Annotated in this window: 22 protein-coding genes and 1 pseudogene; 14 read left to right on the top strand and 9 right to left on the bottom strand. The window is 34.6% G+C overall.

Annotated elements, in window-relative coordinates; genetic code table 11:
* Positions 1 to 66: 66 nt before the first annotated feature.
* Positions 67 to 348 (top strand): FoF1 ATP synthase subunit delta/epsilon, encoded by a 282-nt coding sequence (locus ACFX5E_RS04880; protein WP_379854053.1) that lies wholly within the window; start codon positions 67 to 69, stop codon positions 346 to 348.
* Between the two features lie 164 nt (positions 349 to 512).
* Here the strand turns inward: ACFX5E_RS04880 and ACFX5E_RS04875 are convergent, their stop codons facing one another.
* Positions 513 to 722, bottom strand: coding sequence for a helix-turn-helix domain-containing protein (locus tag ACFX5E_RS04875; protein WP_379854052.1), 210 nt, complete (start codon positions 720 to 722; stop codon positions 513 to 515).
* Positions 723 to 725: 3 nt separating this feature from the next.
* Positions 726 to 1,559, bottom strand: a complete 834-nt coding sequence (locus ACFX5E_RS04870; RefSeq protein ID WP_379854051.1) for a DUF2975 domain-containing protein — start codon at positions 1,557 to 1,559, stop codon at positions 726 to 728.
* Between the two features lie 229 nt (positions 1,560 to 1,788).
* Here ACFX5E_RS04870 and ACFX5E_RS04865 point away from each other — a divergent pair, with 229 nt between their 5' ends.
* The 8 genes and pseudogenes from ACFX5E_RS04865 (at position 1,789) to ACFX5E_RS04830 (ending at position 8,565) form a co-directional block, all read left to right on the top strand.
* Positions 1,789 to 2,922, top strand: coding sequence for an aminotransferase class I/II-fold pyridoxal phosphate-dependent enzyme (locus ACFX5E_RS04865; protein ID WP_379854050.1), 1,134 nt, complete (start codon positions 1,789 to 1,791; stop codon positions 2,920 to 2,922).
* Positions 2,923 to 2,996: 74 nt separating this feature from the next.
* Complete coding sequence (locus tag ACFX5E_RS04860) at positions 2,997 to 3,197, top strand: hypothetical protein (RefSeq protein WP_379854049.1); 201 nt, start codon at positions 2,997 to 2,999, stop codon at positions 3,195 to 3,197.
* A 46-nt stretch (positions 3,198 to 3,243) separates the two neighbouring features.
* Positions 3,244 to 4,119 (top strand): annotated as a pseudogene (locus ACFX5E_RS04855) (TraB/GumN family protein).
* Positions 4,120 to 4,126: 7 nt separating this feature from the next.
* Positions 4,127 to 4,630, top strand: coding sequence for an RNA polymerase sigma factor (locus tag ACFX5E_RS04850; RefSeq protein WP_379854048.1), 504 nt, complete (start codon positions 4,127 to 4,129; stop codon positions 4,628 to 4,630).
* Positions 4,620 to 5,240, top strand: a complete 621-nt coding sequence (locus ACFX5E_RS04845) for a hypothetical protein (RefSeq protein WP_379854047.1) — start codon at positions 4,620 to 4,622, stop codon at positions 5,238 to 5,240. Before ACFX5E_RS04850 ends, ACFX5E_RS04845 begins: the two co-directional genes overlap by 11 nt.
* A 55-nt stretch (positions 5,241 to 5,295) precedes the next feature.
* Complete coding sequence (bioD, locus tag ACFX5E_RS04840) at positions 5,296 to 5,922, top strand: dethiobiotin synthase (protein ID WP_379854046.1); 627 nt, start codon at positions 5,296 to 5,298, stop codon at positions 5,920 to 5,922.
* A gap of 78 nt (positions 5,923 to 6,000) precedes the next feature.
* A complete protein-coding gene (gene bioA, locus ACFX5E_RS04835) occupies positions 6,001 to 7,272 on the top strand; it encodes an adenosylmethionine--8-amino-7-oxononanoate transaminase (protein ID WP_379854045.1) in 1,272 nt (423 codons plus the stop codon).
* Between the two features lie 138 nt (positions 7,273 to 7,410).
* The gene (locus ACFX5E_RS04830; protein ID WP_379854044.1) at positions 7,411 to 8,565 is read left to right on the top strand and encodes a beta-ketoacyl synthase N-terminal-like domain-containing protein; all 1,155 of its coding nucleotides are present in this window, start codon (positions 7,411 to 7,413) and stop codon (positions 8,563 to 8,565) included.
* 67 nt (positions 8,566 to 8,632) lie between these two features.
* Here the strand turns inward: ACFX5E_RS04830 and ACFX5E_RS04825 are convergent, their stop codons facing one another.
* Both ACFX5E_RS04825 and ACFX5E_RS04820 read right to left on the bottom strand, forming a co-directional pair.
* Positions 8,633 to 9,121 (bottom strand): regulatory protein RecX, encoded by a 489-nt coding sequence (locus tag ACFX5E_RS04825; protein WP_379854043.1) that lies wholly within the window; start codon positions 9,119 to 9,121, stop codon positions 8,633 to 8,635.
* A gap of 482 nt (positions 9,122 to 9,603) precedes the next feature.
* Complete coding sequence (locus tag ACFX5E_RS04820) at positions 9,604 to 9,810, bottom strand: hypothetical protein (protein WP_379854042.1); 207 nt, start codon at positions 9,808 to 9,810, stop codon at positions 9,604 to 9,606.
* A gap of 1 nt (position 9,811) precedes the next feature.
* On the opposite strand from ACFX5E_RS04820, the gene ACFX5E_RS04815 reads away from it, so the two are divergent.
* The 5 genes from ACFX5E_RS04815 to ACFX5E_RS04795 all read left to right on the top strand — a co-directional run bounded on the left by ACFX5E_RS04815 (position 9,812) and on the right by ACFX5E_RS04795 (position 21,270).
* Positions 9,812 to 12,232 (top strand): T9SS sorting signal type C domain-containing protein, encoded by a 2,421-nt coding sequence (locus ACFX5E_RS04815; protein WP_379854041.1) that lies wholly within the window; start codon positions 9,812 to 9,814, stop codon positions 12,230 to 12,232.
* Positions 12,233 to 12,388: 156 nt separating this feature from the next.
* Positions 12,389 to 12,523, top strand: a complete 135-nt coding sequence (locus ACFX5E_RS04810; RefSeq protein ID WP_379854040.1) for a hypothetical protein — start codon at positions 12,389 to 12,391, stop codon at positions 12,521 to 12,523.
* Between the two features lie 6 nt (positions 12,524 to 12,529).
* On the top strand, positions 12,530 to 13,015 hold the full coding sequence (locus tag ACFX5E_RS04805) for a T9SS sorting signal type C domain-containing protein (protein ID WP_379854039.1): 486 nt from the start codon (positions 12,530 to 12,532) through the stop codon (positions 13,013 to 13,015).
* Between the two features lie 225 nt (positions 13,016 to 13,240).
* Positions 13,241 to 17,203: a T9SS sorting signal type C domain-containing protein gene (locus tag ACFX5E_RS04800; RefSeq protein WP_379854038.1), complete on the top strand. Its 3,963-nt coding sequence runs from the start codon at positions 13,241 to 13,243 to the stop codon at positions 17,201 to 17,203.
* A 599-nt stretch (positions 17,204 to 17,802) separates the two neighbouring features.
* Positions 17,803 to 21,270 (top strand): T9SS sorting signal type C domain-containing protein, encoded by a 3,468-nt coding sequence (locus ACFX5E_RS04795; protein WP_379854037.1) that lies wholly within the window; start codon positions 17,803 to 17,805, stop codon positions 21,268 to 21,270.
* A 99-nt stretch (positions 21,271 to 21,369) separates the two neighbouring features.
* Here ACFX5E_RS04795 and ACFX5E_RS04790 read toward each other — a convergent pair whose 3' ends face one another.
* The 5 genes from ACFX5E_RS04790 to ACFX5E_RS04770 all read right to left on the bottom strand — a co-directional run bounded on the left by ACFX5E_RS04790 (position 21,370) and on the right by ACFX5E_RS04770 (position 25,540).
* Positions 21,370 to 22,233 (bottom strand): cupin-like domain-containing protein, encoded by an 864-nt coding sequence (locus tag ACFX5E_RS04790; RefSeq protein WP_379854035.1) that lies wholly within the window; start codon positions 22,231 to 22,233, stop codon positions 21,370 to 21,372.
* Positions 22,234 to 22,329: 96 nt separating this feature from the next.
* Positions 22,330 to 23,415, bottom strand: a complete 1,086-nt coding sequence (bioB, locus tag ACFX5E_RS04785) for a biotin synthase BioB (RefSeq protein ID WP_379854034.1) — start codon at positions 23,413 to 23,415, stop codon at positions 22,330 to 22,332.
* Positions 23,416 to 23,515: 100 nt separating this feature from the next.
* Positions 23,516 to 23,953: a hypothetical protein gene (locus tag ACFX5E_RS04780; RefSeq protein WP_379854033.1), complete on the bottom strand. Its 438-nt coding sequence runs from the start codon at positions 23,951 to 23,953 to the stop codon at positions 23,516 to 23,518.
* Between the two features lie 94 nt (positions 23,954 to 24,047).
* Positions 24,048 to 24,491 carry a hypothetical protein gene (locus ACFX5E_RS04775; RefSeq protein WP_379854032.1) on the bottom strand — a complete coding sequence of 148 codons (444 nt, stop codon included), beginning with the start codon at positions 24,489 to 24,491 and terminating at the stop codon, positions 24,048 to 24,050.
* A gap of 119 nt (positions 24,492 to 24,610) precedes the next feature.
* Positions 24,611 to 25,540 (bottom strand): bifunctional riboflavin kinase/FAD synthetase, encoded by a 930-nt coding sequence (locus ACFX5E_RS04770; protein ID WP_379854030.1) that lies wholly within the window; start codon positions 25,538 to 25,540, stop codon positions 24,611 to 24,613.
* Positions 25,541 to 25,653 lie beyond the last annotated feature (113 nt).

The following is a 25,653-nucleotide window of genomic DNA, read 5'->3' as shown; positions in this document are numbered from 1 at the left end:
AGTATTCAGTGTTCAGTCTCAGTATTCCGTACTGTGACTGTATACTGAGACTGTAAACTAAAAACCATGATTTTAGAAATAGTATCACCAGAAGCAAAATTATTTTCGGGAGATGTAACCTCGGTTACCTTACCAGGAATTGACGGAAGTTTTCAGATTTTAAATAACCACGCGCCAATTGTTTCTATTTTAGAAAAAGGTGTAGTGAAAATTACTGCTTCAAGCTTCCATTTTAACAAAGATGTAGTGAGTAAGTTTACTAAAATAGATGATCAAAATTACACGCTTGCTATTGTTTCAGGAACAATCGAAATGAAAGACAACAAGGTTATTGTTTTAGTCGACTAAGACAATTTAAAATATAAATAGAGCCTAACGTAACTGTTAGGCTTTTTTTTGGAGCTATTCCAGCTGTTCACTTTATCTTTTGCAAAGCTTCCTGCCTTCAAAAGGCTGGAAGCTTTGCAAAAGGATGCCGTTTCCATCTGGGCTAAAAAGTTGGGAACTAGAAACTATTCCTCTTTTACAAATTCCATAATATCTCCAGGTTGACATTCCAGAATGTCACAAATCAGTTCTAAAGTCGAAAACCGAATCGCTTTTGCTTTTCCAGTTTTCAAAATAGAAAGATTGGCAGTGGTTATTCCCATTCGATCTGCCAATTCATTGGAACGCATTTTTCGTTTGGCAAGCATCACGTCAAGGTTTACAATGATTGACATAAGTTATATTGTTAATTCGTTTTCATTTTGAAGATTGTACCCATAGCCTAATAGTTTAGCTAAAACTACTAAACATAATCCTAGAAAAAGAGTTTCTAAGTTATATTCGACTTCAATTTGCAAATTCATAAATCTAAAATCTGAATTATCAATTGATGGGATGTAATGATGATAATCAATTCTCGATAAATATTGCATAGAAATTATGCTAACAATCATTTTTACAGCTTGAAATAGTATTAATGAAAAACCTATATTTTGAATTCTTCGATTCAATTGTTTGTCAAAAACAAAGTTCTTATTTAATTGTTTAAACAAATGCATACATTGATAAGCGATGAATAATAGTAATGCTAATGCTAAATAACTTTTTAACATTAAAATTGATTTAAAAAAGACATCTTTAGGGTTGATTACAATATTAATCTCCGAGTCTTGATCCTGAATTTTTACATTATCAATTTCCTTGCTAACGTCGTTAAATCCATCTTTATAAATAGCAAAATTATTTATTTGAAAAGTTTTATCGAGTCGATTATCTTTTTTTATTTTATTGAAATCCTTATTATATTTTTTATAATCAGTTTTTGAGATAACTCCAGCACTACTTGAAAAGTTACTTTTATAAATAATTAAAGTATCTGGGATGTTTAATTGTATCCTAGCTTTAATCGGATACCCCTTTGAATTATGTGCTGAGGTTGTAAAATTTCCTATTTCCCCGTTTAGGGTAAAGAATTCAAAAAAGATAGCTGATAATATGAAAAGTTGGGTAAAGCGATAACCCAATCGTGATATAATGTAGATTACTCTTACTAATTTGTTGTCTTTTCTCATAACTTTAGTATTTTAATTTGATGTAAATATATTAAAATTATTGATAAACAATAATAAAACATACAAAAACAATAATTATTTTTAAATTTTTGTAAATAAATTTTACCCAAATTTTATTTCTTTGCCAATAATTATGCGGATTATAACAATTAAAAATCCGTTTTTTATCTGTGTTTTTGCTTTAGCAAATCCGTTTCATCTGCGTCCATTTTTTTCTAACTTTGTCTTTATGAACTTTCCTAAAAATCTCACTGCCAAACTTGAAATCCGCATGCAAAACAATGCGCTTCGGAAATTATCTTTACCTAATAATTTAATTGATTTTTCTTCTAATGATTACTTGGGATTGTCTCAGTCAGAAAATATTTTTGATGAAACACACCAATTTATTTTAGACAGAAATTATAAAAAAAACGGAGCAACCGGTTCCCGATTGTTATCCGGGAACCATAAACTGTATCAAGAAACAGAAGACTTTATCGCTAAGTTCCATCAATCAGAAACGGCATTGATTTTCAATTCGGGTTATGATGCCAATGTTGGATTCTTTAGTTCGGTTCCACTAAAAGGGGATTTGATTTTATACGATGAATTATGTCATGCTTCCATTAGGGACGGGATTCAATTGTCGAATGCCAAAGCCTATAAATTCAATCATAATGATTTTGAGGATTTGGAAAAGTTGATTTTAAGGAATCCAAATACCATTATTTATATCGTCACTGAATCTGTTTTTTCGATGGATGGTGATTGTCCAAATCTAGAAGAATTGGTTTCGGTTTCAACTAAACACAATTGTTATCTTGTTGTTGATGAAGCGCATGCTTTGGGAGTTTTTGGTTCAGCAGGAGAAGGATTCGTTCAAATGCGGGGATTGCAAGATCACGTTTTTGCCCGCATTATGACTTTCGGGAAAGGATTGGGATGTCATGGAGCCGCGATTTTAGGTTCGGTTGAATTGAGGGATTATTTAGTAAATTTTGCCCGAAGTTTTATTTACACCACAGGGCTTTCGCCACATTCTGTTGCCACGATTCTGGTTGCGTACCAGCATTTAAAAAAGGATTCGGCTCCAATTTTAAAATTAAGAGAAAACATTGTTTTTTTTAATCAACAGAAAAATCTGTTAAGTTTAAGACCACTCTTTGTGCGAAGCAAATCAGCGATACAATCTGCCATTATTCCAGGAAATGAAAAAGTAAAAACGATCGCCAACCAACTGCAAGAAAAAGGATTTGATGTAAAAGCGATACTTTCGCCAACCGTTCCAGAAGGACAGGAACGCTTGCGTTTTTGTTTACACAGTTATAATTCGCCAGAAGAAATTTCGGCTGTGATGCATTGTATTTTAACACTTCTTTAAAAAAGTTTAATTTTTTTTGTAACGTTTTGCTTATTTAATTACTTACGAATGGTAATCAAATAAACAAAACCATTATGAAAACAGAAACCACAAAAAAATTTAGCGAGAGAAATTATTTTGGACCAATCATGATTTTTATCAGTTCAATAGGAGTAGGCTACGCTTTAGTAAACCAATATGTTTATGAAAAGCCAAAATCTGAAATGTTATTGATGATGTCTTGCTTCTTTTTGGCGGGAGTATTTTCGGTCTTAAGAACAAAATATAGTAAATAATCCTAACGAGTTTAAATCATCTAAATCAATCAAAAATCAAATTATCATGAAAAAAATATTCAAATCAATTGCAATAGTAGCAGTATTATTAATTTCCAGCGGAGTTTTTGCGCAAGCAAAAAAAGCTACATCAATAAATTCAAATGCTAAATCTCTTTTATGGGAAATTTCAGGAAACGGTTTGTCGAAATCTTCGTATTTATATGGCACGATTCACATGATTTGTGGGAATGATTATTTTCTATCTGATAAAACCAAGAAAGCTTTCGCTACTTCTGATAATTTAGTCTTAGAGGTTAATTTATCAGACCCAAATGAAATGGGTGCTGCCCAACAACTGGCATACGGGAAAGAACCATTAAGTAAAACATTGAGCCCAGAACAATTGAATTACCTTGATGCTTTATTACAAAAACGAACAGGAATGACAGTCAAACAAGTTGACAAGTTTAGTTTAATGACAGTAATGAGTTTAATTATGATGAAATCTTTTGGGTGTGTTGATATTAAAAGTTATGAAATGGAATTTATTGCAATGGCTAAAGATTCTGATAAAAGTGTTACTGGATTTGAAACGCTTCAAGCACAAATGGATTTCTTAAGCAAAGCTTATTATGATACGGAGATGATTACAATGTTATAGGAATCAAATGACGATACTACAAAAAAGTTAGTTCAAAATTATATTCAGGAAAACCTTCTGGAATTATATAAAGACATTACGGCTCCTAAAGTGATGAATGAAAAAGCAAAAAAATGGTTATTAGAAGTGAGAAATAAAAACTGGGCGGTAAAAATACCAGATATGATGAAAGATAAAAGCACTTTTTTTGCAGTAGGAGCCGCTCATTTATTGGGAGAACAAGGAGTGATATATTTATTGAGAAAAAAAGGGTATATCGTTAAACCTATTCTGAACTAATACCATTTTGAAAGAGAAAGAACCAGAATTTTTAAACCGGATTGAAAAACACAAAGGAATTTTATATAAAGTTTCTAAAATGTATATGGACAATCACGATGATCAACAGGATTTGTTTCAGGAGATTGTCTGCCAACTTTGGAAATCGTATGATTCGTTTAGAAACGAAAGCCAGTTTTCGACTTGGATGTATCGGGTGGCTATCAATACAGCAATTGTTTTCTTAAAGAAAGAGAAGCGAAAAGTAGATAAATACGAAATAGCTTCGGATAACATAAAAGAAGAAGATGACGATTCGCACATTAAAGAAAACCAGTTAGAACATTTTTATCGTGCGGTAAATAAATTAGATAAAATAGAAAAAGCACTCGTTTTTTACCACTTGGAAGGCTATTCGCATAAAGAAATTGGAGATAATTTAGGTATTTCTGAAGGCAATGCCAGAGTAAAACTGAACAGAACAAAAAACAAATTGAAAGAAATAATTGAAAAACAAGGATATGGATTTTAACGATATACAATCAGCATGGAATAATGACACAGGCAGTGACATTAAAGTTCCAACCAATTTAGAGAAACTAAAATCGGCGAATATGCCTGTTGACATGATCAGAAAGAACTTAAGGAATGAATTTTTTATTCAATTACCTGCAATGATTCTTTTGGGTTTCTTGCCACAATTGCTTCATTTGTTACCCAAATATGATACTATTTTTTATTTATTTTACGGAATTGCGGTGGCTACTTCAATTTATTATTTTATTAAATTATACTTGTTTTATAGACGAATAGGTAACACTACCTTGGATACTAAGGATAATTTATATAAAACCTATTTTGATATACAATTAAATATGGAGTTGTATAAATCGTTTACTTATTCCTTAATTCCATTTGCTTTAGCAGGTGGATGTTTATTTGTAATTTCTAAATCCCCGTCAATTTTAGAACGCTATCTTATTAGTGAATCAAGTAGTAATTTTCCTTTTACAATATTGATATTAATATTTATTTTTTTAATGCTCTTGATCGGGTTGATGACTGAAGTTTGGGTTAACTATTATTACGGAAAATACGCCAAGCAAATCAAGAAAGTTATAGACGAATTAAAAGAAGAATAATAAATGACCCATCTTACCGATGGGTTTTTTACTTTTGTGTCCAAATCTAATTACTATGAAAATATTTGTAACCGGAATAGGAACCGATGTCGGTAAGACCATTGCTTCGGCAATTATAACGGAATCGCTAGAAGCCGATTATTGGAAACCCATACAAGCGGGTGATTTAGAAAACTCCGACAGTCACAAAATCAAATCTTTTTTGTCTAATAAAAAGACGGTAATTCATCCCAATAGTTATGCTTTGAATACGCCTGCGAGTCCACATTTCGCTGCAGAACTGGACCGAATCACTATTGATTTAATGAAAATTATCGAACCGAAAACAGAAAATAATTTGGTTGTTGAAGGTGCGGGCGGTGTTTTTGTTCCATTAAATTCAAGTGATTGTGTAATTGATTTGATTCAGCCCGATTATAAAGTAATTGTGGTTTCCCGGCATTATTTAGGGAGCATCAATCATACTTTACTTACCATTGAAGCCTTGAAAAATCGGAAAATTACTGTTGCTGGAATTATTTTTTCTGGTGACGAAAATAAGGCTACAGAAGAAATAATTTTGAGTAAAACTGGCATAAAATGCATTGGAAGAATAGAACAAGAACCCTATTTTGACCAAAATGTAATCAAAGAGTATGCAGACCGATTTAGAGAAAATCTATTGGAACTTGATTATTTGTAATTCCAAAATGGGATTGCTTCGTTCCTCGAAATGACAAAATCTGAAACCAAAAATCGTTAATCATCAATCTACAATTAAATGAATTTAGCTGATAGAGACGGCCAATATCTTTGGCATCCATATACACAACACAAAACAGCAGCACTTCCCATTGCCATTAAAAAAGGCAAAGGCGCTTTGCTCTGGGACGAGAATGATAAAGAATACATTGATGCCATCGCTTCCTGGTGGGTGAATCCTTACGGACATTCGAATACATTTATCGCGGATGCTATTTACAAACAACTCACGACATTAGAACACGTGCTTTTTGGTGGATTTACACACGAACCCGCTATTTTGGTTGGCGAGAAGTTGATGGAAATTCTACCCAAAAACCAACAAAAAATATTCTTTTCGGATAATGGTTCTACGGCAGTTGAAATTGCGATTAAAGTTGCGATGCAATATTTTTTCAATAAAGGAGAAAAGAGAACTACGATAATTGCTTTCGAAAATGCTTTTCACGGTGACACTTTTGGCGCTATGGCAGCAAGCGGAATCTCGTTTTTTGTCGAAGCATTTAAGGATTCTTTAATTAAAGTCATACGTATTCCGGTTCCGGTTAAAGGAATGGAGCAAGAAAGTTATGAAGCGTTACATTCGGTTATAAAAAACAACAATTGTGCGGGTTTTATTTTTGAGCCATTGGTTCAGGGAGCTGCAGGAATGGTGATTTATGAACCGGAAGCTTTAGATAAATTGATGCGAATTTGTCAGGAAAATAAAGTGCTGACGATTGCTGATGAAGTGATGACCGGTTTTGGAAAAACAGGGAAAACTTTTGCGACCGATTATTTGGTGGAAAAACCAGATATGATGTGTCTGTCAAAAGCATTGACCGGCGGAACCATTCCTATGGCAATTACGACTTTTACGCAAGATTTATTCGATGCTTTTTATGATGACGATATTAATAAGGCGCTGTTTCATGGGCATACATTTACGGCAAATCCTACAGGTTGTGCAGCTGCTTTGGCCAGTTTAGAATTGCTGCAGACGAACGAAATGCAGGCGAATTTAATTCGGGTAAATCAAAATCATCTGGACTTTCAGGAACACATAAAAAACCATCCGAAAGTAACCACAACACGAGTACTCGGAGTCATTTTTGCTTTAGAAATAGAAACTGAAAGCGCGGCAAGTTATTATGGAACCTTGCGCAACAAACTCTATGATTTTTTTATCGAAAATGGAATAATTCTTCGTCCGGTTGGTAATATTGTATACATTTTGCCTCCCTATATTATCACTGATGAGCAATTACAAAAAGTGTATCAGGTGGTCGAGAAAGCGTTAGAAATAGTTTAGTCCACTGATAAGACAGATCAAACGGATTTTCATTGGTTAAAAGACTAAAAATCCGTTTTTATCAGTAGCATCTGTGCTATCCGTATGCCAATTTTACGAAAAACTTTGCGACCTTTGCGGTAAAACAATTACAGTATTTTGTCCAAAACAATCTCCATAACAGCAATCGCTTCCATTTCACCTTTAGGGAATACGGCAGAAGTGATTTGGAAAAATTATCTTAGTGATGCCCATTTTTTCACCGAGCAAGATTTAGACCGTAAAAAAACGCTCGTTGCAGTGCTCGATGCGGATTCAAAACAAATTGTTGAAGACTTAAAACAATCCGATAATAAGTATAGATCCTTAGACAAGTCGGTTTTGTATGCTATGGCAGCTTCGCGTAAAGCGATAGAAAAAGCGGGTTGGACTCCAAATGATGTTTTCGGGATTAATATTGGTTCTTCTCGTGGTGCCACTGATTTATTCGAAAAACACCATCAGGAATATTTAAAAACGGGAAAAGCGCATACATTAGCTTCTCCTACAACAACTTTGGGGAATATCTCCTCTTGGGTTGCTCATGATTTGCAAAGTTCCGGACCTGAAATTTCGCATTCCATTACTTGTTCGACCGCTTTACATGCTTTACTGAACGGCTTGGCTTGGCTTAGAGCCGGTATGGCTGATAAATTTTTGGTGGGTGGGAGTGAGGCTCCGTTAACGGATTTTACCATTGCTCAAATGCGAGCCCTGAAAATTTATTCCAATAGTGAAGAAGATTATCCTAATCGCGCTCTCGATTTAGAAAAGAAACAAAGTACAATGATTCTTGGCGAAGGTGCTGGAGTTTGTTGTCTCGAAATTGGGAAAAAAGAAAATGCCTTGGCTTATATTGAAGGGATTGGGTATGCTACAGAAATTTTGGAACACAATATTTCTATTTCTGCGGAAGCGACTTGTTTCCAAAAATCAATGAAGATGGCTTTGCAAGATATAGACCTTTCTGAAGTAGATGCAATCGTTATGCACGCTCCTGGAACTATAAAAGGCGATTTAACTGAATATCGAGCAATAGAGAAAGTATTTGGTTCAACTCTTCCTTTATTGACTACCAATAAATGGAAAATTGGACACACGTTTGGCGCTTCGGGAATACTCAGTTTGGAATTGGCTGTTATGATGATGCAACACAATAGGTTCATCGGAGTCCCTTTTGCAGAAGCGCAATTACAGATAAAACCCATTAGAAAAGTATTGATTAATGCCGTTGGTTTTGGTGGGAATGCGGTGAGTGTATTGTTGAGTTTGTAATCGGCTACCATGGCAGCATTCGAATTGCGAAAGATTTTACAAAATCATACGGATTGAAAATTTTAAGCTAATCCGTGTCATCTGTGTTCCAATTCTCCAGCTCTTTTACTTTTTCAAAAACTAAATTGCTTTCAAATCCTTTGCGTAACATATAATCACAGAATTTTTTTCTTTTTTTCATCGAATTGGTTTCTCGTATAGATTGCCAGTGTCTTTCTGCTAATGTGTGAAAAGTTGTTTCATATTCGGCAGGAGATATTTCCTTTAGTGCAATATTGATAAGAGTTTGTGTTATTTTTTTTGACTTTAACTCGTTTACAATTCTAATTTTTCCCCAATGTTTGATGCGGTGCTTTCCTCTGGCAAAACTGCACGCAAAACGTTCTTCATTAAGAAAATTATCATTGATAAGATGTACGATAATGGTGTCAATTTCTTCGGGTTCCATTTTCATGCTTCGCAATTTTTGCACTACTTCTTCATGACAGCGTTCTTGATAGGCACAAAAATGCTCAATCTTAGGTATAGCTCCTTTTATGGAATAGACTTCTTTCATTGTCGGTTTTTAAAGTTTGAAATTTAAGAATTTATAATTTGTTAAAGAAGGATATTAGTATTGAAAACGGTTGCAATTATCTGACGTAGCTTTTTAGTGGCCAATCTCAAAATTATTTTTTTATTGAAAAAAAATATTTCCAAATCACTTAAAATCAGTAATATAACAGATATAAGTGCAAGTTGACGATTTTACAGTGTGGAAGAAATGTTTTTTATTTTACTTAGAGTAACATAAATAAATGATTTCCCCCAAATCTATACTATTATGAAAATAAAATTACTACCCACACTTTTATTGGTGCTAACGCAAACTTTTGCTTTTTCGCAAACCACTGGATACTAACGATCTAAAAAATATGGGCTATGGAATGATGTCTCTAGTTGGCAGTATTACGACGGATCTTCGTGGATTACACCTTCAGCAAATTCCCCCCAAGGATATCCGGGTCAATATGCTGTAACGGCAGGAACTGTTTTGATTCAGTCGGGAAATACCATATCTGTTAATAAGCCAACATCGGAAAGTGTAGCGATAAATACCCAGCTCATGGGAACTGTTACAATTTCAGGAACATTAGCTTTGAATGGAAATATTAATTCAACAATTGATTTTATATTAAAAACACTAGATATTATTTGAACTCCAACTATTGGCTTAATTTCAATGAATGGTAAAATTAACCTCATTGTGCCTGTAGAGAACGCTGTTCTTCAAGTATCTGGTTTGGGGATTAACGGAGGTATTTGCAGTAACATTCAGTCTTTTTATGTGGGTTTAAATTCTTCTCTTACGGACTCAGATTGTGAAGGTACTTTAAAATTTTCCTATGTTTCAAGAGATGGCGGTACACCTAATTCGAAACCGTCTTCAAACACTCCCGTTTGTGAAGGGAATTCTGTTAATTTATTTGGTGCTTATTCAGGGATTGGTTCAGATAAAACGATTGTTTATTCCTGGTCAATTGTTGATCCAAATAATAGTACAGTTATTCGAACAGGGCAAAACCAAGCCATTGCAATACCATTAGTCGGAATCTATAAAGCGACACTTAAATGTACGGTTCAATATGATAATAATACTTCCTTGTCTAATTCTGAGACTATTACTATTGTTGTCAACCCAACACCCCAGCATCCTATAATTGGAGTCACCAAACCAATTGATTGTAACTCATCAGGAAGTGTGGTTCTTAGTAGTTTGCCTACAGGAAATTGGATAATTAATCCGGGCGCAATAACAGGATCAGGAACAAGTACTACAGTTACGGGTTTAACGGTTGGTTATTATTCCCTTACCGTTACAAATCAATTCGGGTGTACTTCTTCTGCAACAATAGGAAGTATTGTTATTACGGATCAATCCTCTTCCACCTGGAAGAAGGTTGGTAATGTTAGTTCTTGGTCCAATGGAATTCCTACGATCACCACTAACGTAATTCTAGCAGGGAATTATGATACTACTTCAAATGATAATATAACGGCTTGTAGCTTAACTGTTAATAGCGGATTTGCACTTACTATTGCCGATGGTAAATTTGTAACTATCCAAAATAATTTAACCGTTAATAATGGATCAAATTTAAAGATAACAAATCAAGGATCTCTAGTAGTGATAAGTGATTTAGGGACGGTTACAAATAACGGAACAATAAAAGTAAATAAAACCACAACTCCTTTTGAAAAGTTTGATTATACCTACTGGTCAAGTCCTCTTACAACTACACCCATTTCTAATACTCCAGGTACCACATTTTCAAACTGGCGCTCTGATCGTGCCTATTATTTTAATCCGGCAAATTTTTTGGACTCAGAGGATGATGGTTTTGATGATAATCAGGATGATTGGGTGGGAGCTACAAATATGGATGTTCCAGGGAAAGGTTATATTATCATGGGGCCAACTTGGCTAAGCTCTTATCCCGCCGTAGAATCTGTAGTTTTTAATGCTAATGTATCTACTAACAAATTAAATACGGGAATTATAAATACTCCAGTTTCATTAACTCCGGGTACATTTACCGACGATGATTGGAATTTGATTGGCAATCCTTATCCTTGTGCTATTGATGCGGTTAAATTTATAAATGCAAACATTACAAACATTGATGCTACTTTATATTTTTGGACTCATAAAGCCAATCTAGGCGGAGAGTTAAACCTTGGTCCAGATGCATTTAATTTTTCACAATCTGATTATGCCATGTTCAACCTAACCGGTGGGACAGCAACTTCAAAAACAGTTTCTACAACGGGAAGCGCTAATACATCCGTAAATTCGATACCTCTCGGGAATATCGCTTCTTGTCAAGGTTTTTTTGTAGAGGCTCAAAATAACAATGTTAATTTAATTTTTAACAATTCTATGCGGGTTGGTTCAGCAACAATAGGGGCAAACACGCAATTTTTCAAATCGATGCCTGTCAAAGAGAAAGCTAAAGATCGTTTTTGGTTAAATTTAGAAAATAAGGATGGGATGTTCAGTCAACAACTCGTTGGTTACTTTGAGAATTCTACAAATGGCTTTGATAATGGGTATGACGGGTTATTAAATGACGGGGGGAATTATATTAATTTCTATTCTTTAATAGATGATAGCGCCTATAAAATTCAAGGAAGGGAATCTTTTAATGATAATGATCAAGTGCACTTGGGATATTTTACCGCTGTGGCGGGTAATTTTAATATTAATATTGACTCAAGGGAAGGCGTGTTTAGTACCAATGATAATGAAGTCTTTATTGAAGATAAAACCTTAGAGATTATTCATAATCTGAAAGAATCTCCGTATAGTTTTAGTACCGAATCAGGAACTTTTGATGACCGTTTTGTATTGCGCTATACTGATAAAACACTGGGAGCTAAAAGTTTTAAAAAAATCGAAAACACAGTTTTGGTTTCCAATTTAAACAAGCAAATCAGCATAACTTCAAAAATTGAAATGATTGATAAAGTGGAGGTTTATGATTTATTAGGAAGATCAATATATCAAAAAATGAATATAGATGCAAAGGAATTTATTATTCAAAACCTAGTGTCAAGTCGCCAGGCTTTACTGATTAAAATTGTATTGCATGATGGACAAATTGTTACAAATAAAATTATCTATTAAGTTTTATAAAAAAATAGGAATTGACAATCTGATTGGAATAGCCTTGATAAGTAATAATTGAACGATAAATATTTTAATAATTTTCAAAATTCCAAAAACGTATGATTAAGAAACAACTTTTCTTGCTTTTTTTACTTTTGTTTCAATTTGGAATCTTTGCTCGCATATCTAGTTTATGTCACTGGGGCCGCAAACAATTATGATGGTAAATATGATGGAGAAACTTTTGAAGGAAACGAGTTTGTGGATTTTTACAGCATTAATAAAGACAAAAAATTAGTTATTCAATGAAGATCTTTGCCATTTGAAGAAGCAGTTGAGGTCTCTTTAGGTTTTAAGACCACTATTGTCGGAAGTTTTGCAATTGCGATTAATCAAAAAGATGGCTTTTTTAGCACCCAAAATATATTTATTGAAGACAAGTTGTTGAATGTCATTCATGATTTAAATGAATCATCCTATAATTTCACTACCCAAGCAGGAACTTTCAATGACCGTTTTGTGTTGCGTTATACTGGTAAAAATCTGGTAACTAAAAGTTTTAAAAAACCCGAAAACACAGTTTTGGTTTCTAATGTAAATAAACAAATAACCATAAATTCTTCAGTTGAAATGATCGATAAAGTTCAGGTTTACGATTTGCTAGGAAGAGCAATATATCAAAAAATGAATATAAACAACAATGAATTCAGTATTCAAAATTTAATAAGAAATCACCAGACTTTGCTAGTTAAAGTCCTATTGCGTGACGGACAAATTGTTGCTAGTAAAATTATGCACTAATTAAGACCTTTATGATAGTTTTTGTGAGATTACGATAGATAAAACAATAAGCTTGTCTAAATTTTTATTGTCATAGTGTATTGTAAAACAGTAGTTTAACGGATATTTTTGTGTGTTGTCGATTTTGTTGTGTTTTTTGATATTGTTTTTTTTATTTTAACTTTTAATGTAGGTTTTTTCTTTTTTAAAATAGAAAAGATGAAATTTGTTGTTAAACAAAAAAATATGACGAAAAAAACATTCTTATCCAAATTTAATATTTTAATATTTTTGTTGTTGGCTTTTTCTGTAAAAACTATTGGACAAACTTCTACATCGGGAGGTGCTTATATTTGGTCCACAGCAACATCATGGACACCAAATGGAGTTCCGGCCAGTACCACTAACGTATCAGTTAATAATCCGCTCACACTTGATCAAAATTTAGCGATAAGCACTGGGAATTATACTTTTAATCAAGATGTGACCGACCAGCCTGGGGGATCTGTTTATAATCTTACAAATTTAAATGCTGCTGGAAGTTTAACTATTGCTTCTGGTACAACAACTATTGGAGGGGTTACTAATATTGGAGGGAATGCAACCTTTAGATTGACTGTAAAAAGCGGGGCTACTTTAATATTAGGCACACCTGAATCAACATCCAATAATTTTATAATTGGAAATAGCGTAGCTATTAATATTGAATCAGGAGGTTCAATAATTGTTTATGGAAATATAGTAAATAGCAATAGTACTGGAAGCTTTGCTGTAAATGGCTTATTGCAAGTGTATGGAAATTATATCACTGATAATGGAAACATTGATATTTCAGGAACCACTGGTCAGTTTTACACTACTGGAGGTATGGATACTCAAGGAAATTCCTCTGAAATCTATGGGTCTAGTAATAATTGCACCTCTAATTGTTCAGGGACATCATTGGACTGTGGAACAGGAGGAAATTCTTACACAGCAGCAATAACACCACAGAATCAAACCGTGTGTTCTGGTGGTGTTATAGCAGAAATGACATTTACAACAAATGTTCCTTCTGCCACATATCAATGGGAATATAGTTTGACGGCAGGAGGAACTTATAGCCCTGTTTCTGGTGCAACTTCATTGAAGTATACTCCTGTGGGCTTAACTGTCACAACATGGTACAGAGTAAAATATACAGCAAACACTAGTGGTTGTGGAACTAAATATTCTGCTCCAGTTCCTGTTTATGTTTCAGCATCTACGTATACTCAATCGACTGCAGGACAGACCATATGTGTTGGGGGTTTTGGGCCAATCTCTGTCTCTGCTTTTGGAACTGGTTTGACGTATCAGTGGTATGGCAATAATACTGCTTCTAATTCTGGAGGAAGTTTGATTTCAGGAGCGACATCAAATGTATATACACCTTCAAGTGCTATTGGGGGGATAAAATATTATTATTGTATAATAAATAGTTCTTGTGTGGTGCCTTTTACAACCGCTGTTTCTGGGGGTTTTACTGTAAATTTGAATAGTGCGGGATTGGCTTCATCATCTCCTACACCTTGTCTGAATACATTAATGACAAGTATTACGCATACAACTACAGGCGCAACAGGAATTGGAACTGCAGCAGGCCTGCCGGGGGGAGTTACTGCTTCCTGGGTTTCCAATATAATTACAATAACTGGTACCCCAACGACATCAGGTATATTTAATTATAGTATTCCATTAAGTGGTGGTTGCGGTAGTGTAAGTGCCACAGGGACTATAACTGTAAATGCTTTGCCTAATAATACATTAAGTTCTGGTTTTACTGGAGGTTCGTTTTGTATAGGTAGTCAAGCCACAATTACTTTTGATGCCGATGACGCCAATGGAGTGCCACCATATACTTTGTCATATACAGATGGAACAACAACTTACAGTCAAATTATAAATAGCAATGCTGCTACAGCTTTTAATGTATCTGCTGCAGTTTCAACTGGATATACTTTAAAATCAATTACCAATTTTAATGGTTGTGTAAATTTGTCTCCAGCCAATACATCTGCCAATGTTACTTTTAGACCAAACCCATCGGCAACCATTAGTGGTACTACGACGGTATGTCTTGGTGTTATAAGTCCAAATATTACTTTTGTAAATCGACAGGCAGCAGGAATAACAGTGACTTATACTATTAATGGAGGTGCAAATCAAACTGTAAGTGTTGTTGCAAGTGGTAGTGCAAATGTTCCCGTACCTACAACTATGGCTGGTTCTTTTGTGTATGCTTTGGTGAGTGTTGTTTATTCGACTAATCCATCATGTGCACAAACACTTATAGGTAGTGCTACGGTAGTTATAAATTCATTGCCAAGCCCACCAACAGTTACAATAACTCAACCAACGTGTACAGTAGCAACGGGTAGCATATCCATAACAGCTGTTTCAGGAGAAACTTACAGTTTTGATGGAGGTGCCTATTCTGGAACACTTGTATATAGTAGTTTTGCACAAGGTTCATCCCACACGGTTTCTTCAAGAAATGCCTCAGGTTGTATATCAACTTCTGTGGGTGTCACGGTAATGTCTTTAATTACTAATACTTATTCAGGAACTTGGTCTGCTGGATCGGCTCCTCCGGCCACAAGCGGAACACAGAATATTGTTTTTAATGCAGATTTTACTACTACCATTGATTTGTCGGGTTGTTCTTGTCAGGTAAATTCAGGAGCAGTTGTCATCAAATCAGGACATACTTTGTCTTTAACTAATGAACTTACAGTTTCGGGAGGATCATTAACCTTCGAAAATAATGCAAGTTTAATTCAAACTAATACCGGATCAGCAATTAATACCGGAGCAATAATTTACAAAAGAAATTCGACTCCCATTATTAATGATGATTATACATATTGGTCATCTCCAACAAGCGGAAGCCAGACTTTATTGAATTTCTCTCCGTATACGCAGGGAGATAAGTACTTTATTTTTAATAATGATTGGATAAACGTAAGTGCCTCAAGTACATTTTCACCTGGAATTGGCTATTCCATCCGCGCTCCCGAAGGAATAAGTGCCAGTGTTGCCGCGATCGTGCCTTTCCAATTTACGGGAGTCCCTAACAATGGTACAGTAGTGGTTCCCGTGACCGAGCAGCTTGATGCATATGGGCTGCAAGCTGGAATTCGTTTAGTAGGAAATCCATATTCATCTGCAATAGATGCCGATGCTTTTATCGATGCAAATATAACCGGTTCCGGGACAATTAATAAAACAATAACCGGGACATTATATTTCTGGACACACAATCATACCTTAAGTGGCAATGATTATTTGGCTACAGATTACGCAACGTATACTAAATTTGGAGGAACTGGAACAGCTGCTGCAATTCCGGGAACGGGTAATAACAGCGTTCCGGTAAAATATATAGCTGCAGGCCAAGGATTTTTTGTTGAAGTAGATGCTACAGGAAATGTTACTTTTAATAATGCGATGCGAGTTGCTGCCAATAATACTAATTTTTATAAAACAGCGACTATAAAAGCTTCTTCAGTAAAGTCTCATCGAGTTTGGCTTAATTTAACCAATAGTTCAAAGAATTTTAGTCAGGCCTTAATGGGCTATTCGTCCATGGCTACAAACGAATATGACCCGGGGGTTGATGGGCTGTCTTTTGGCGGAAATCAACATTCGATTTATAGTTTGATTGGAGAACGTATGTTGGCTATTCAGGCAAAAGCGCTGCCCTTTGATATGGATACTATTCCTATCGGTTATACTGTAAATGTTGCCGGTAAAACATCGATCAGCATTGATCATGTTGATGGAATGTTTGATAAAGAACAAAAAGTATATCTAGAGGATTTAACCCTTGGTGTAATTCATGATCTTAAAACAGCTCCTTATACTTTTAGTTCAGAAGCAGGTACTTTTAATGATCGTTTTGTATTTCGATTTAAAAATAGTGATAAAACTTTAGAAATTGGTGATTTTGAGACATTAAACTTTTCAGTTTTGGTTTCTAATACAAACAAACAGATAAAGATCAATTCTTCGGAGAAAGTACTAAACAAAATTCAGGTTTATGATTTATTAGGAAGATTAATTTATCAAAAAATGAATGTTAACGACACGGAATTTCTTATTTCTAATTTGGTATCGAATCAACAACCTTTATTGGTTAAAATTATTTTGCAAAATGGACAAACAGTCAGCAAGAAAATTATTTATTAGACGAATATTTAATAGTACTTTACATAAATACCCTTTCTATTTCATAATAGAGAGGGTATTTTTTTATTTCAGATCCACAACGCTCCGTATCGCGATGTACAAAAGAGCTATAAAATTCGGGAAATAATAATTCTGATAAATTAGAAAACATTTTTCCTGTTTCAAATAAATTCTACTTGTTAAGAAAAAGAGAGAGCCATCTGGTTTATTGTTTATTGAAAATTTTTTTCAAAATGGGTTGTGATACAAACAAGCTATTAATTTCAAATTTGGGATCCGATCATTAAATATTGTTATTTAATTTTTTTAGGGAATTGTTAAGTGCCAAGAACAGTCGTTTAATAAGAAAAACATCAGAATTGTGAAACTTTGTAAATGAGGTATATTTTATTAATTATTGCATTTCAACAGATTTAAATGCTTTTAAACGGTTAAGTTTTGTTTTAATACTTTTTTTTTATCATTTCGTTTAATTTTATTGAAGTAAAACTCCACAAAACACAAAATTAGATACCAATTTAACCAAGAATATGATCAATAGAATAACGCCCCAATTTTTTTTATTTTTGAGTAATTTTATAGTGTATTCCCAATCTAAAATGCGTTTAATTTCTACTATTAAGAAATATTACCAAGACGATAATCAAATTTTAACTACTTTTTCCTTTTTGGAAAATATCTTCAGCGTAAATGCAAGGAAGATTTTATTTACTTCGATATTATTTTTTGCTATTTCATTTGCAAATGCTGCCACAGTTACAAGTAATGCCGTTACTGGAAATTGGAGTGCGACTTCATCGTGGGTTGGAGGGAAAGTGCCAGCTTTAACTGATGATGTAATCATTGTTTCAGGTGCGGTAATTTCACTTACTGCAAACATCAATCAGACGGGAGTTGTTACCGTAAATGCGGGGGGTACCTTGTCGGATGGCGGTTTTTCCTTTGGAATAAATAACAACTTAAATCCAGGGATGACTGTTAATGGAACCTTTAATGTGAGGCTAAAGGATGGCTTAAATAAAAATGGAGGGGGTAATAATCCAACGGTAGCTGTCAATAGCGGGGGATTGATATGGTTAAGCACTACCTCAGCTTCAGTAGGAGTAAGTCTTTGGGATTTTAAATCGGGCAGTATTGTAAAATTAGATGCTTTAGGTGCGCAAACTCTGGATAATTCATTTGTAGGGGCTGGTATTGATTTCTTAATTTTAGCTGGGTCTGGTGTTAAATCATTAGGAGAAGCAACAACTGTGAGTCAGAATTTATCTATGCAAGGTAGCGCAACTCTCAACCTTAATGGTAAAATTTTAACCTATGGTACTGGGTCCGTTTTAGAATATAGTGGTTGGACTGGAACTACTGGTTCCGAATGGCCTGCAACTTTTTCAACAGCAACAGGTGGTATTCAGGTTATTAATAATAGTACCGTAACTTTAAACGAAAACAAAACTTTAACTTCAATTCCTTTAACTATAAAAGGAGGTTCAACTTTGGCAAATGGTCTTTTCACTCTGACTGCTCCTACTAGTTTAACTCTTGAATGTGGCGCAACAGGTTCTACCTTAACTGGAACAGGTTTGTTAACTTTGGGAGGAAATGTTACTGTAAATAAAATTATAGGTACCGGAGCAGGCGCAACTATTAGCTGCCCTGTTGCTTTAGGTTCAACACGAACTTTTACAGTGGCCGATGAAACAACTTCGGTGAATGATTTAACTCTTAGCGGTGTAGTGAGTAATGCATTTGGTATAACGAAGAATGGCTTAGGAACTTTGGAACTATCAGGAACTAATACCTACCCTGGTGTAACCACTGTCACAGCTGGTGTAATCAATGTGAAAAATAATAGCGGTTTAGGAACAACTGCGGGTGCTACAACTATTGCTGCTGGAGCAGCCATTCAAGTAGACGGTAGCGGACTAATTATTTCAGAACCGATAAATACACTTATAGGAACGGGTGTAAGTTCTGGAGGTGCGTTACGTAATTTGGCTAACAGCAATACTTGGTCAGGAGCTATAACACTGGGTAGTGGTGGAGCACGAATTAATTCCGATCTTGGAACACTTACAATAACAGGTGGTGTTACAGGTGCTACTCTACCAATGACGATTGGTGGTTCAGGAAATACGACCTTTAGTACTGCTGCAATTGCCACAACCACAGGAACAGTTACTAAAGACGGAAGCGGATCGCTGACTATGAGTTTTTCCAATACATATACCGGTAATTTAACAGTTAATGCAGGAAGCGTAACGCCAACGGTTGGGCAAACTTTTGGTAGCGATGTGGTTTTAGCAGGAGGGACGTTTACAGGAGGAAGCCTTACCCACAATGTGGCAGGAAACTGGACCAATAACGGCACTTTTACCGCCGGAACCAGTACTATTAACTTTAACAGCACTGCTGCAGGGAAGACAATCTCAGGGACACTTAGTGGAGCAGCAGGAAAATTTAATAATTTAAGTTTTAACGGAGTTAATGGGGGTTGGTCTGTTAGCGGTAATTTAGATATAGCCAATGCATTAACTGTAACGAATGGCGCTGTAAGTATGAATGGTGTTTTGGCAGTTGGTATTAACGCACCTATAGCTATACCAGCCGGGGGAGGAACGGGAACGCTGACTCTTGAAAATAATGCCAGTTTAGTACAAACCAATTATACTGGAGCTAATACTATTAACATAATTGTAAAAAGGAATTCAACTCCGATTATTAATGATGATTATACGTATTGGTCATCCCCAACTACCGGATCTCAAACATTATTAAATTTTTCACCAAATACTCAAGCAGATAAATTCTTTATTTTTAATAATGATTGGGTAAATGTAAATGCTTTAAATACATTCTTTACTCCAGGCATTGGTTATGCTATTCGTTCCCCTGAAGGCATAAGCAGTAGCGTTGCAGCACCTTTTTCCTTTCGGTTTACAGGAGTTCCTAATAATGGTCCAGTATCCTTTTTTGTCACTGCGATAACAGATACATCTGGGCAACCAGCAGGGCTTCGGTTAATAGGAAACCCATATCCATCTGCATTAAATGCCGATGCTTTTATTGATGCAAATATTACAGGTACTGGTACTCTTGGCAAAACAATTACAGGAACATTGTATTTCTGGACACACAATAATACTTTGTCAGGGAACAATTACTCAGGTAATGATTATGCAACCTATACTAAAGCAGGTGGCGTTGGCACACCGGCAGCGAGCGTTGGAACAGGGAATAGTAGTGTGCCAACAAAAAATATCGCTTCCGGCCAGGGGTTTTTTGTTGAAGTTGATGCATCAGGATCCATCTTTTTTGATAATACGATGAGAGGTGTAACCAACACAAATACTAATTTCTATAAAGCTGCGTCAGCCTCAAAAAAACAGAATGATTCCGAGCTAAAAGATAGAATCTGGCTTAATTTAACCAATACTTCAGCAGGAAGTCAGGCATTGGTGGGTTATATGGCTAGTGCTACTAATGGTTATGACCCGGGATATGATGGTATGGTTTATGATGATGCGTCTCCTTTTGCTTTATACAGTATATTGGGAAATGATAAACTAGCCATTCAGGCAAAAACGGATTTTGTTGATACAGATGTCGTTCCCTTTGGTTATGCCATAAATACCGTTGGAAAAGCAACTATTTCTATAGACCATGTTGACGGCTTATTTCTCGATAATCAAATGGTGTATTTGGAAGACAAATTACTTAATGTTATCCATGATATTAGAACGGCACCTTATAATTTTAGTTCAGCGGCAGGGACTTTCAATGAACGTTTTGTATTGCGTTATACGAGCAAAACGCTGGGAACAGAGGCTTTTGATTTGAATGAAAATACGGTTATAATTGCTAAAGATAAAAATGAATTGAAAATAAAATCAGCACTGGAAACTATAAAACGAGTGACCGTTTTTGATTTGCTTGGAAGAAAAGTATTCGATAATGATGCAATAAATAATAATGAATTCCGCACTTCAAATATTGCTTTGAGTAAACAAGCGGGACTAGTAAAAGTAACGTTAACAGATGGCAAAGTAATTTCTAAAAAAGTTATTTTCTAGAATTATTTTACAATTTTATTAAATATTAAAAATCCCATTCTGTGTTTACAGAATGGGATTTTTTAGTGTTTAATGCTGTTTCTAAGATTAAAATAATACTTAAATCAAATTTTTATTAGTGTCATGAATTGCCTTTTCATTTTTGTAATCGATCCATTTCTGGCCTTTTCTTTTTTTCATGAAATTATCGATGTGTCGCATGATAAATATATTGTAAGCCGCTTTCGATAATTTAATTATGCTTCTGGGAAAAGCCCTTAAACTCATAGAAAATCCTGGAGTTTGGTATTTCATATAATGCCAATAACCTTCGGGCATGTAGATCATTTCTCCGTGCTTTAATTCGGTAAAATAACCCTTGGCTTGCTTCAAAGCAGGAAATTTATCAAAATCAGGATTGTCAAAATCAATATCTTCTCTTGAAATTAAGGAGAAAGGGATTTTGTATAGGTATGGTGTTTGGTCTGGCGCAAATAAAACACATCGTTTTTTTCCATGGAAATGAAAATGTAGAATATTGGAATAATCAATGTCATAGTGCATAAAAACTTTTGAATTTTCACCTCCAAAAAATAACATAGGAAGTTGTTTGACAAGTCTTAATCCAAGATTTGGCCAATGGAAGTCCTTTTTTAATAAAGGTACTTCTTGCATGAGATTATATAAAAAAATTCTAAAGTTTGTAGGTTTTGAATTAAGAAGATCGATATAAGCAGCCATTTTCATTTTTGCATGAGCCTCGTTAAATCCATCTTTGTAGGAAACAGGACGATCATCATACAATGGAACGATTTTATCGCCAGCAATTTCTTTGATATAGTTTAAATTCCATTTTTCATAAGCCGGCCAATCAGTTGTTAGCTGCTCGACCACAACAGGTTTTTGCTTTTTTACAAAATTGGTATAAAAATCTTCTTTTGAAATGGTTTTTAGACGTTCAATTTCAGTCAGTTGTAATAGCATAATAAAATATTTAAATTAAAAAAAAACTCCTAGTGTAAACTAGGAGCAAAATTAATAAAGCTTTATGCTAATGTAAACGCTGTTGTAAGTTTTACATTAACTTTCCTTTTTTGATGCTTCTAAATTTCTTTCTATTGTATGTCCCGGTCTTGACCATTTTGGTCTTTCACCTAATGGTGTAAATTGGGAATCAGCCGCTTCTACAGTTTGAGGTTGAGAAACCTTTGTAAATGCTTTTTGTGGATTTAAACCCAACATTTCAAACATTTTCATGTCTTCATTTACGTCTGGATTAGGAGTCGTCAGTAATTTATCACCTGCAAAGATTGAGTTTGCACCTGCAAAGAAACACATGGCTTGACCTTCACGGCTCATATTCATTCTACCGGCTGATAAACGTACTTGCGTTTCCGGCATAATAATTCTGGTGGTGGCTACCATTCGTATCATTTCCCATATTTCTACCGGTTTTTCTTCTTCCATTGGGGTTCCTTCAACAGGAACTAGCGCATTAATTGGCACTGATTCTGGCTGAGGATTTAAGGTAGATAATGCCACTAGCATTCCGGCTCTGTCTTGAATACTTTCTCCCATACCAATGATTCCGCCACTACAAACGGTAACATTCGTTTTACGAACATTCTCTATAGTTTGCAAACGGTCTTCAAATCCGCGGGTTGAGATTACTTCTTTATAATATTCTTCGGAGGTGTCTAAGTTGTGGTTGTAAGCGTATAACCCTGCTTCTGCCAAACGATGCGCTTGGTTTTCAGTAATCATTCCAAGTGTACAGCACACTTCCATATCCAGTTTATTGATGGTACGAACCATTTCAAGTACCTGGTCAAATTCAGGACCATCTTTTACGTTTCTCCAGGCCGCTCCCATGCACACACGTGATGAGCCGCTTGATTTTGCTCGCAAAGCTTGTGCTTTTACTTGACTTACAGACATTAAGTCATTGCCTTCAATATCAGTATGGTATCGTGCTGCTTGTGGGCAATAGCCACAATCTTCAGGACATCCACCTGTTTTGATGGACAATAAAGTGGATACTTGAACTACGTTAGGATCGTGGTGTTCTCTATGTGTAGAGGCTGCCTCAAAAAGCAAATCCATCATAGGTTTATTATATATTGCGATAATTTCGTCTTTCGTCCAGTTGTGTTTTGTAATGCTCATCGATACAGTTTTTTGATACGCCAAAAGTAATCAAATTGTTCTAAAGAAGCAATCTAATAGTTTTTAAAAAGCCATGTAGAAACAATTTCAAACTAAATAGTTAATCGGTTGAAAGCCGGTTGTTCCAGTATAACATTAATAGCATGGTAACAATTACGGATGATGCCATTCCTTCAAATAGCAGGCAAATGGAGTAGGTGGTTACTGATGGGTTTCCTCCAAATAAAAAGGTTTTTGATAGGGATTGGACGTAAGCATCACCCCCTTTTGTGTAACTGTATATTATTAAACCTATGATGCTTAAAAGTACGCCAATAAGCGAAGTTACCATTGCTGATACAGCATTAGGAACAAATTCTTTTTTACCTTCAGAAATATTCATTTCTATAGTTCTGTTAACACCATAAAAAATAAAGATTACGTTCAATAAACGCAAATAGAATAAATTAGCAAGGCCAGAAACATTCATTAGCAAAAAAAAGATTGCAATTCCGATAAAAATAATACTTCCGTTTAATACTTCTTTTGGTAGTTTCATAAGTTGTTAGTTTTTTTAATAATAGATTATTTCGAAATAAATATTTTATTTCTTTTTTAAACAAACAAAAAGATAAACAGTTATAGAATTAAATTTAATGCTTGTCTGATTTATAGCGGGTTTCCCAGATTAGCAGCAGAATAAAGGTAACGATTACGGCAGATACGATTCCTTCAAAAAGTAAAGAAATAGAATACGTCATTACGGATGGGTTTCCACCAAATAAAAATGTTTTCGACAATGATTCTACATAGGCATCACCGCCTCTTGCGTAGCTGTATGTAATAAGCCCTAGGATGCTTAAAAATATTCCCGTTAGAGAGGTGAGAAGCGCTGCAACCGCATTAGAAACTAAGCCGAGTTTACCTTCAATAAAATTGGTTTTTAAAGTTCTATTGGTTCCGTAAAAAACAAATAAAACATTAAATAAACGTAAATAAATCAGATCGGCAAGGCCTAAAACCTCCATTAATAAAAAGTAAATACCGATTCCGATGAAGATAATTAATCCATTTGAAATTTCTTTTGGCAGTTTCATACGACTAGTTTTTAAACAATTAAAAAAAATATCTCTACGATAAATAATACATTACTTACCAAATTTACAGAAAATATGGCAATATTTTATAAAATAGTATAAAAGAATTTTTACGAAAACTAAAGTTTATTTATATAAGCGTTTGCAGTTGATGCATCTTTTTTAAGTTGTTCTTTTAATAGGGTAATGGATTCAAATTTTTGCTCTGAACGAATTCGATGCAATATAGAAACGGCAATTTTTTGATCGTATAGATCTTCATTGAAGTCAAAATAATGAATTTCTATAGTTTGCTTTTCTCCACCAACTGTAGGGTTAAATCCAATATTCATCATGCCAAATGCGGTTTTTTTATTGATAATACTTTTCACAATATAAACGCCGTTTTTTGGAATAAGCTTGTAATCCTCTTCGATTTTTAAGTTGGCGGTGGGAAACCCTAATGTTCTTCCTAATTGTTTTCCTTTGACAATAAGTCCTGTCAAAAAGTAATCGTATCCTAAATAATCATTGGCCAAAGCCATATCTCCCTCTAACAATGCCTTTCTGATTTTGGTTGAACTCACAGAAATATCATTTATTTCCTGAACAGATATTTGCTCTACTTCAAAATCATATTGTTCTCCAAAAGCAATTAAATCATCGATATCTGCCGTGCGATTTCTACCAAAACGGTGATCGTGACCTATGATTATTTTTTGAATGTGAAATCGATCAACCAAAATAGTAGTGACAAATTCCTCTGCAGTCAGTCTGGAAAATTTTTCGTCAAAAGGATGAATAACAAGGTTTTCAATCCCAATATCCTGTAATAAATCTATTTTTTCATCTATAGTATTGAGTAATTTTATATTGGATTGTTCCTGTAAAACCATTCTGGGATGAGGAAAAAAAGTGAGAACTAAACTTTCATAATTGTCATTTTTAGCCTTCTGTAATATTTTCTCCAGGATTTTTCTATGCCCAATATGAACTCCATCAAAGGTGCCCAAGGTTAAGATTGTTTTTTTTGTGGAACTAAAATCGTTTATAGAATTAAAAATCTTCAAAGCAAGTGTTTTATAATGATGCAAATTTATACTATCTATATTAAATGTTAACCGTTTGAGGAATTGATTTTCGGCAGATTCTTGATTATAAATTACATTTTTTTAAAATAATA

It is taken from the genome of Flavobacterium xylosi, assembly GCF_042787345.1.
GTDB lineage: Bacteria > Bacteroidota > Bacteroidia > Flavobacteriales > Flavobacteriaceae > Flavobacterium > Flavobacterium xylosi.
This window is presented reverse-complemented; position numbering and strand designations above follow the sequence as displayed.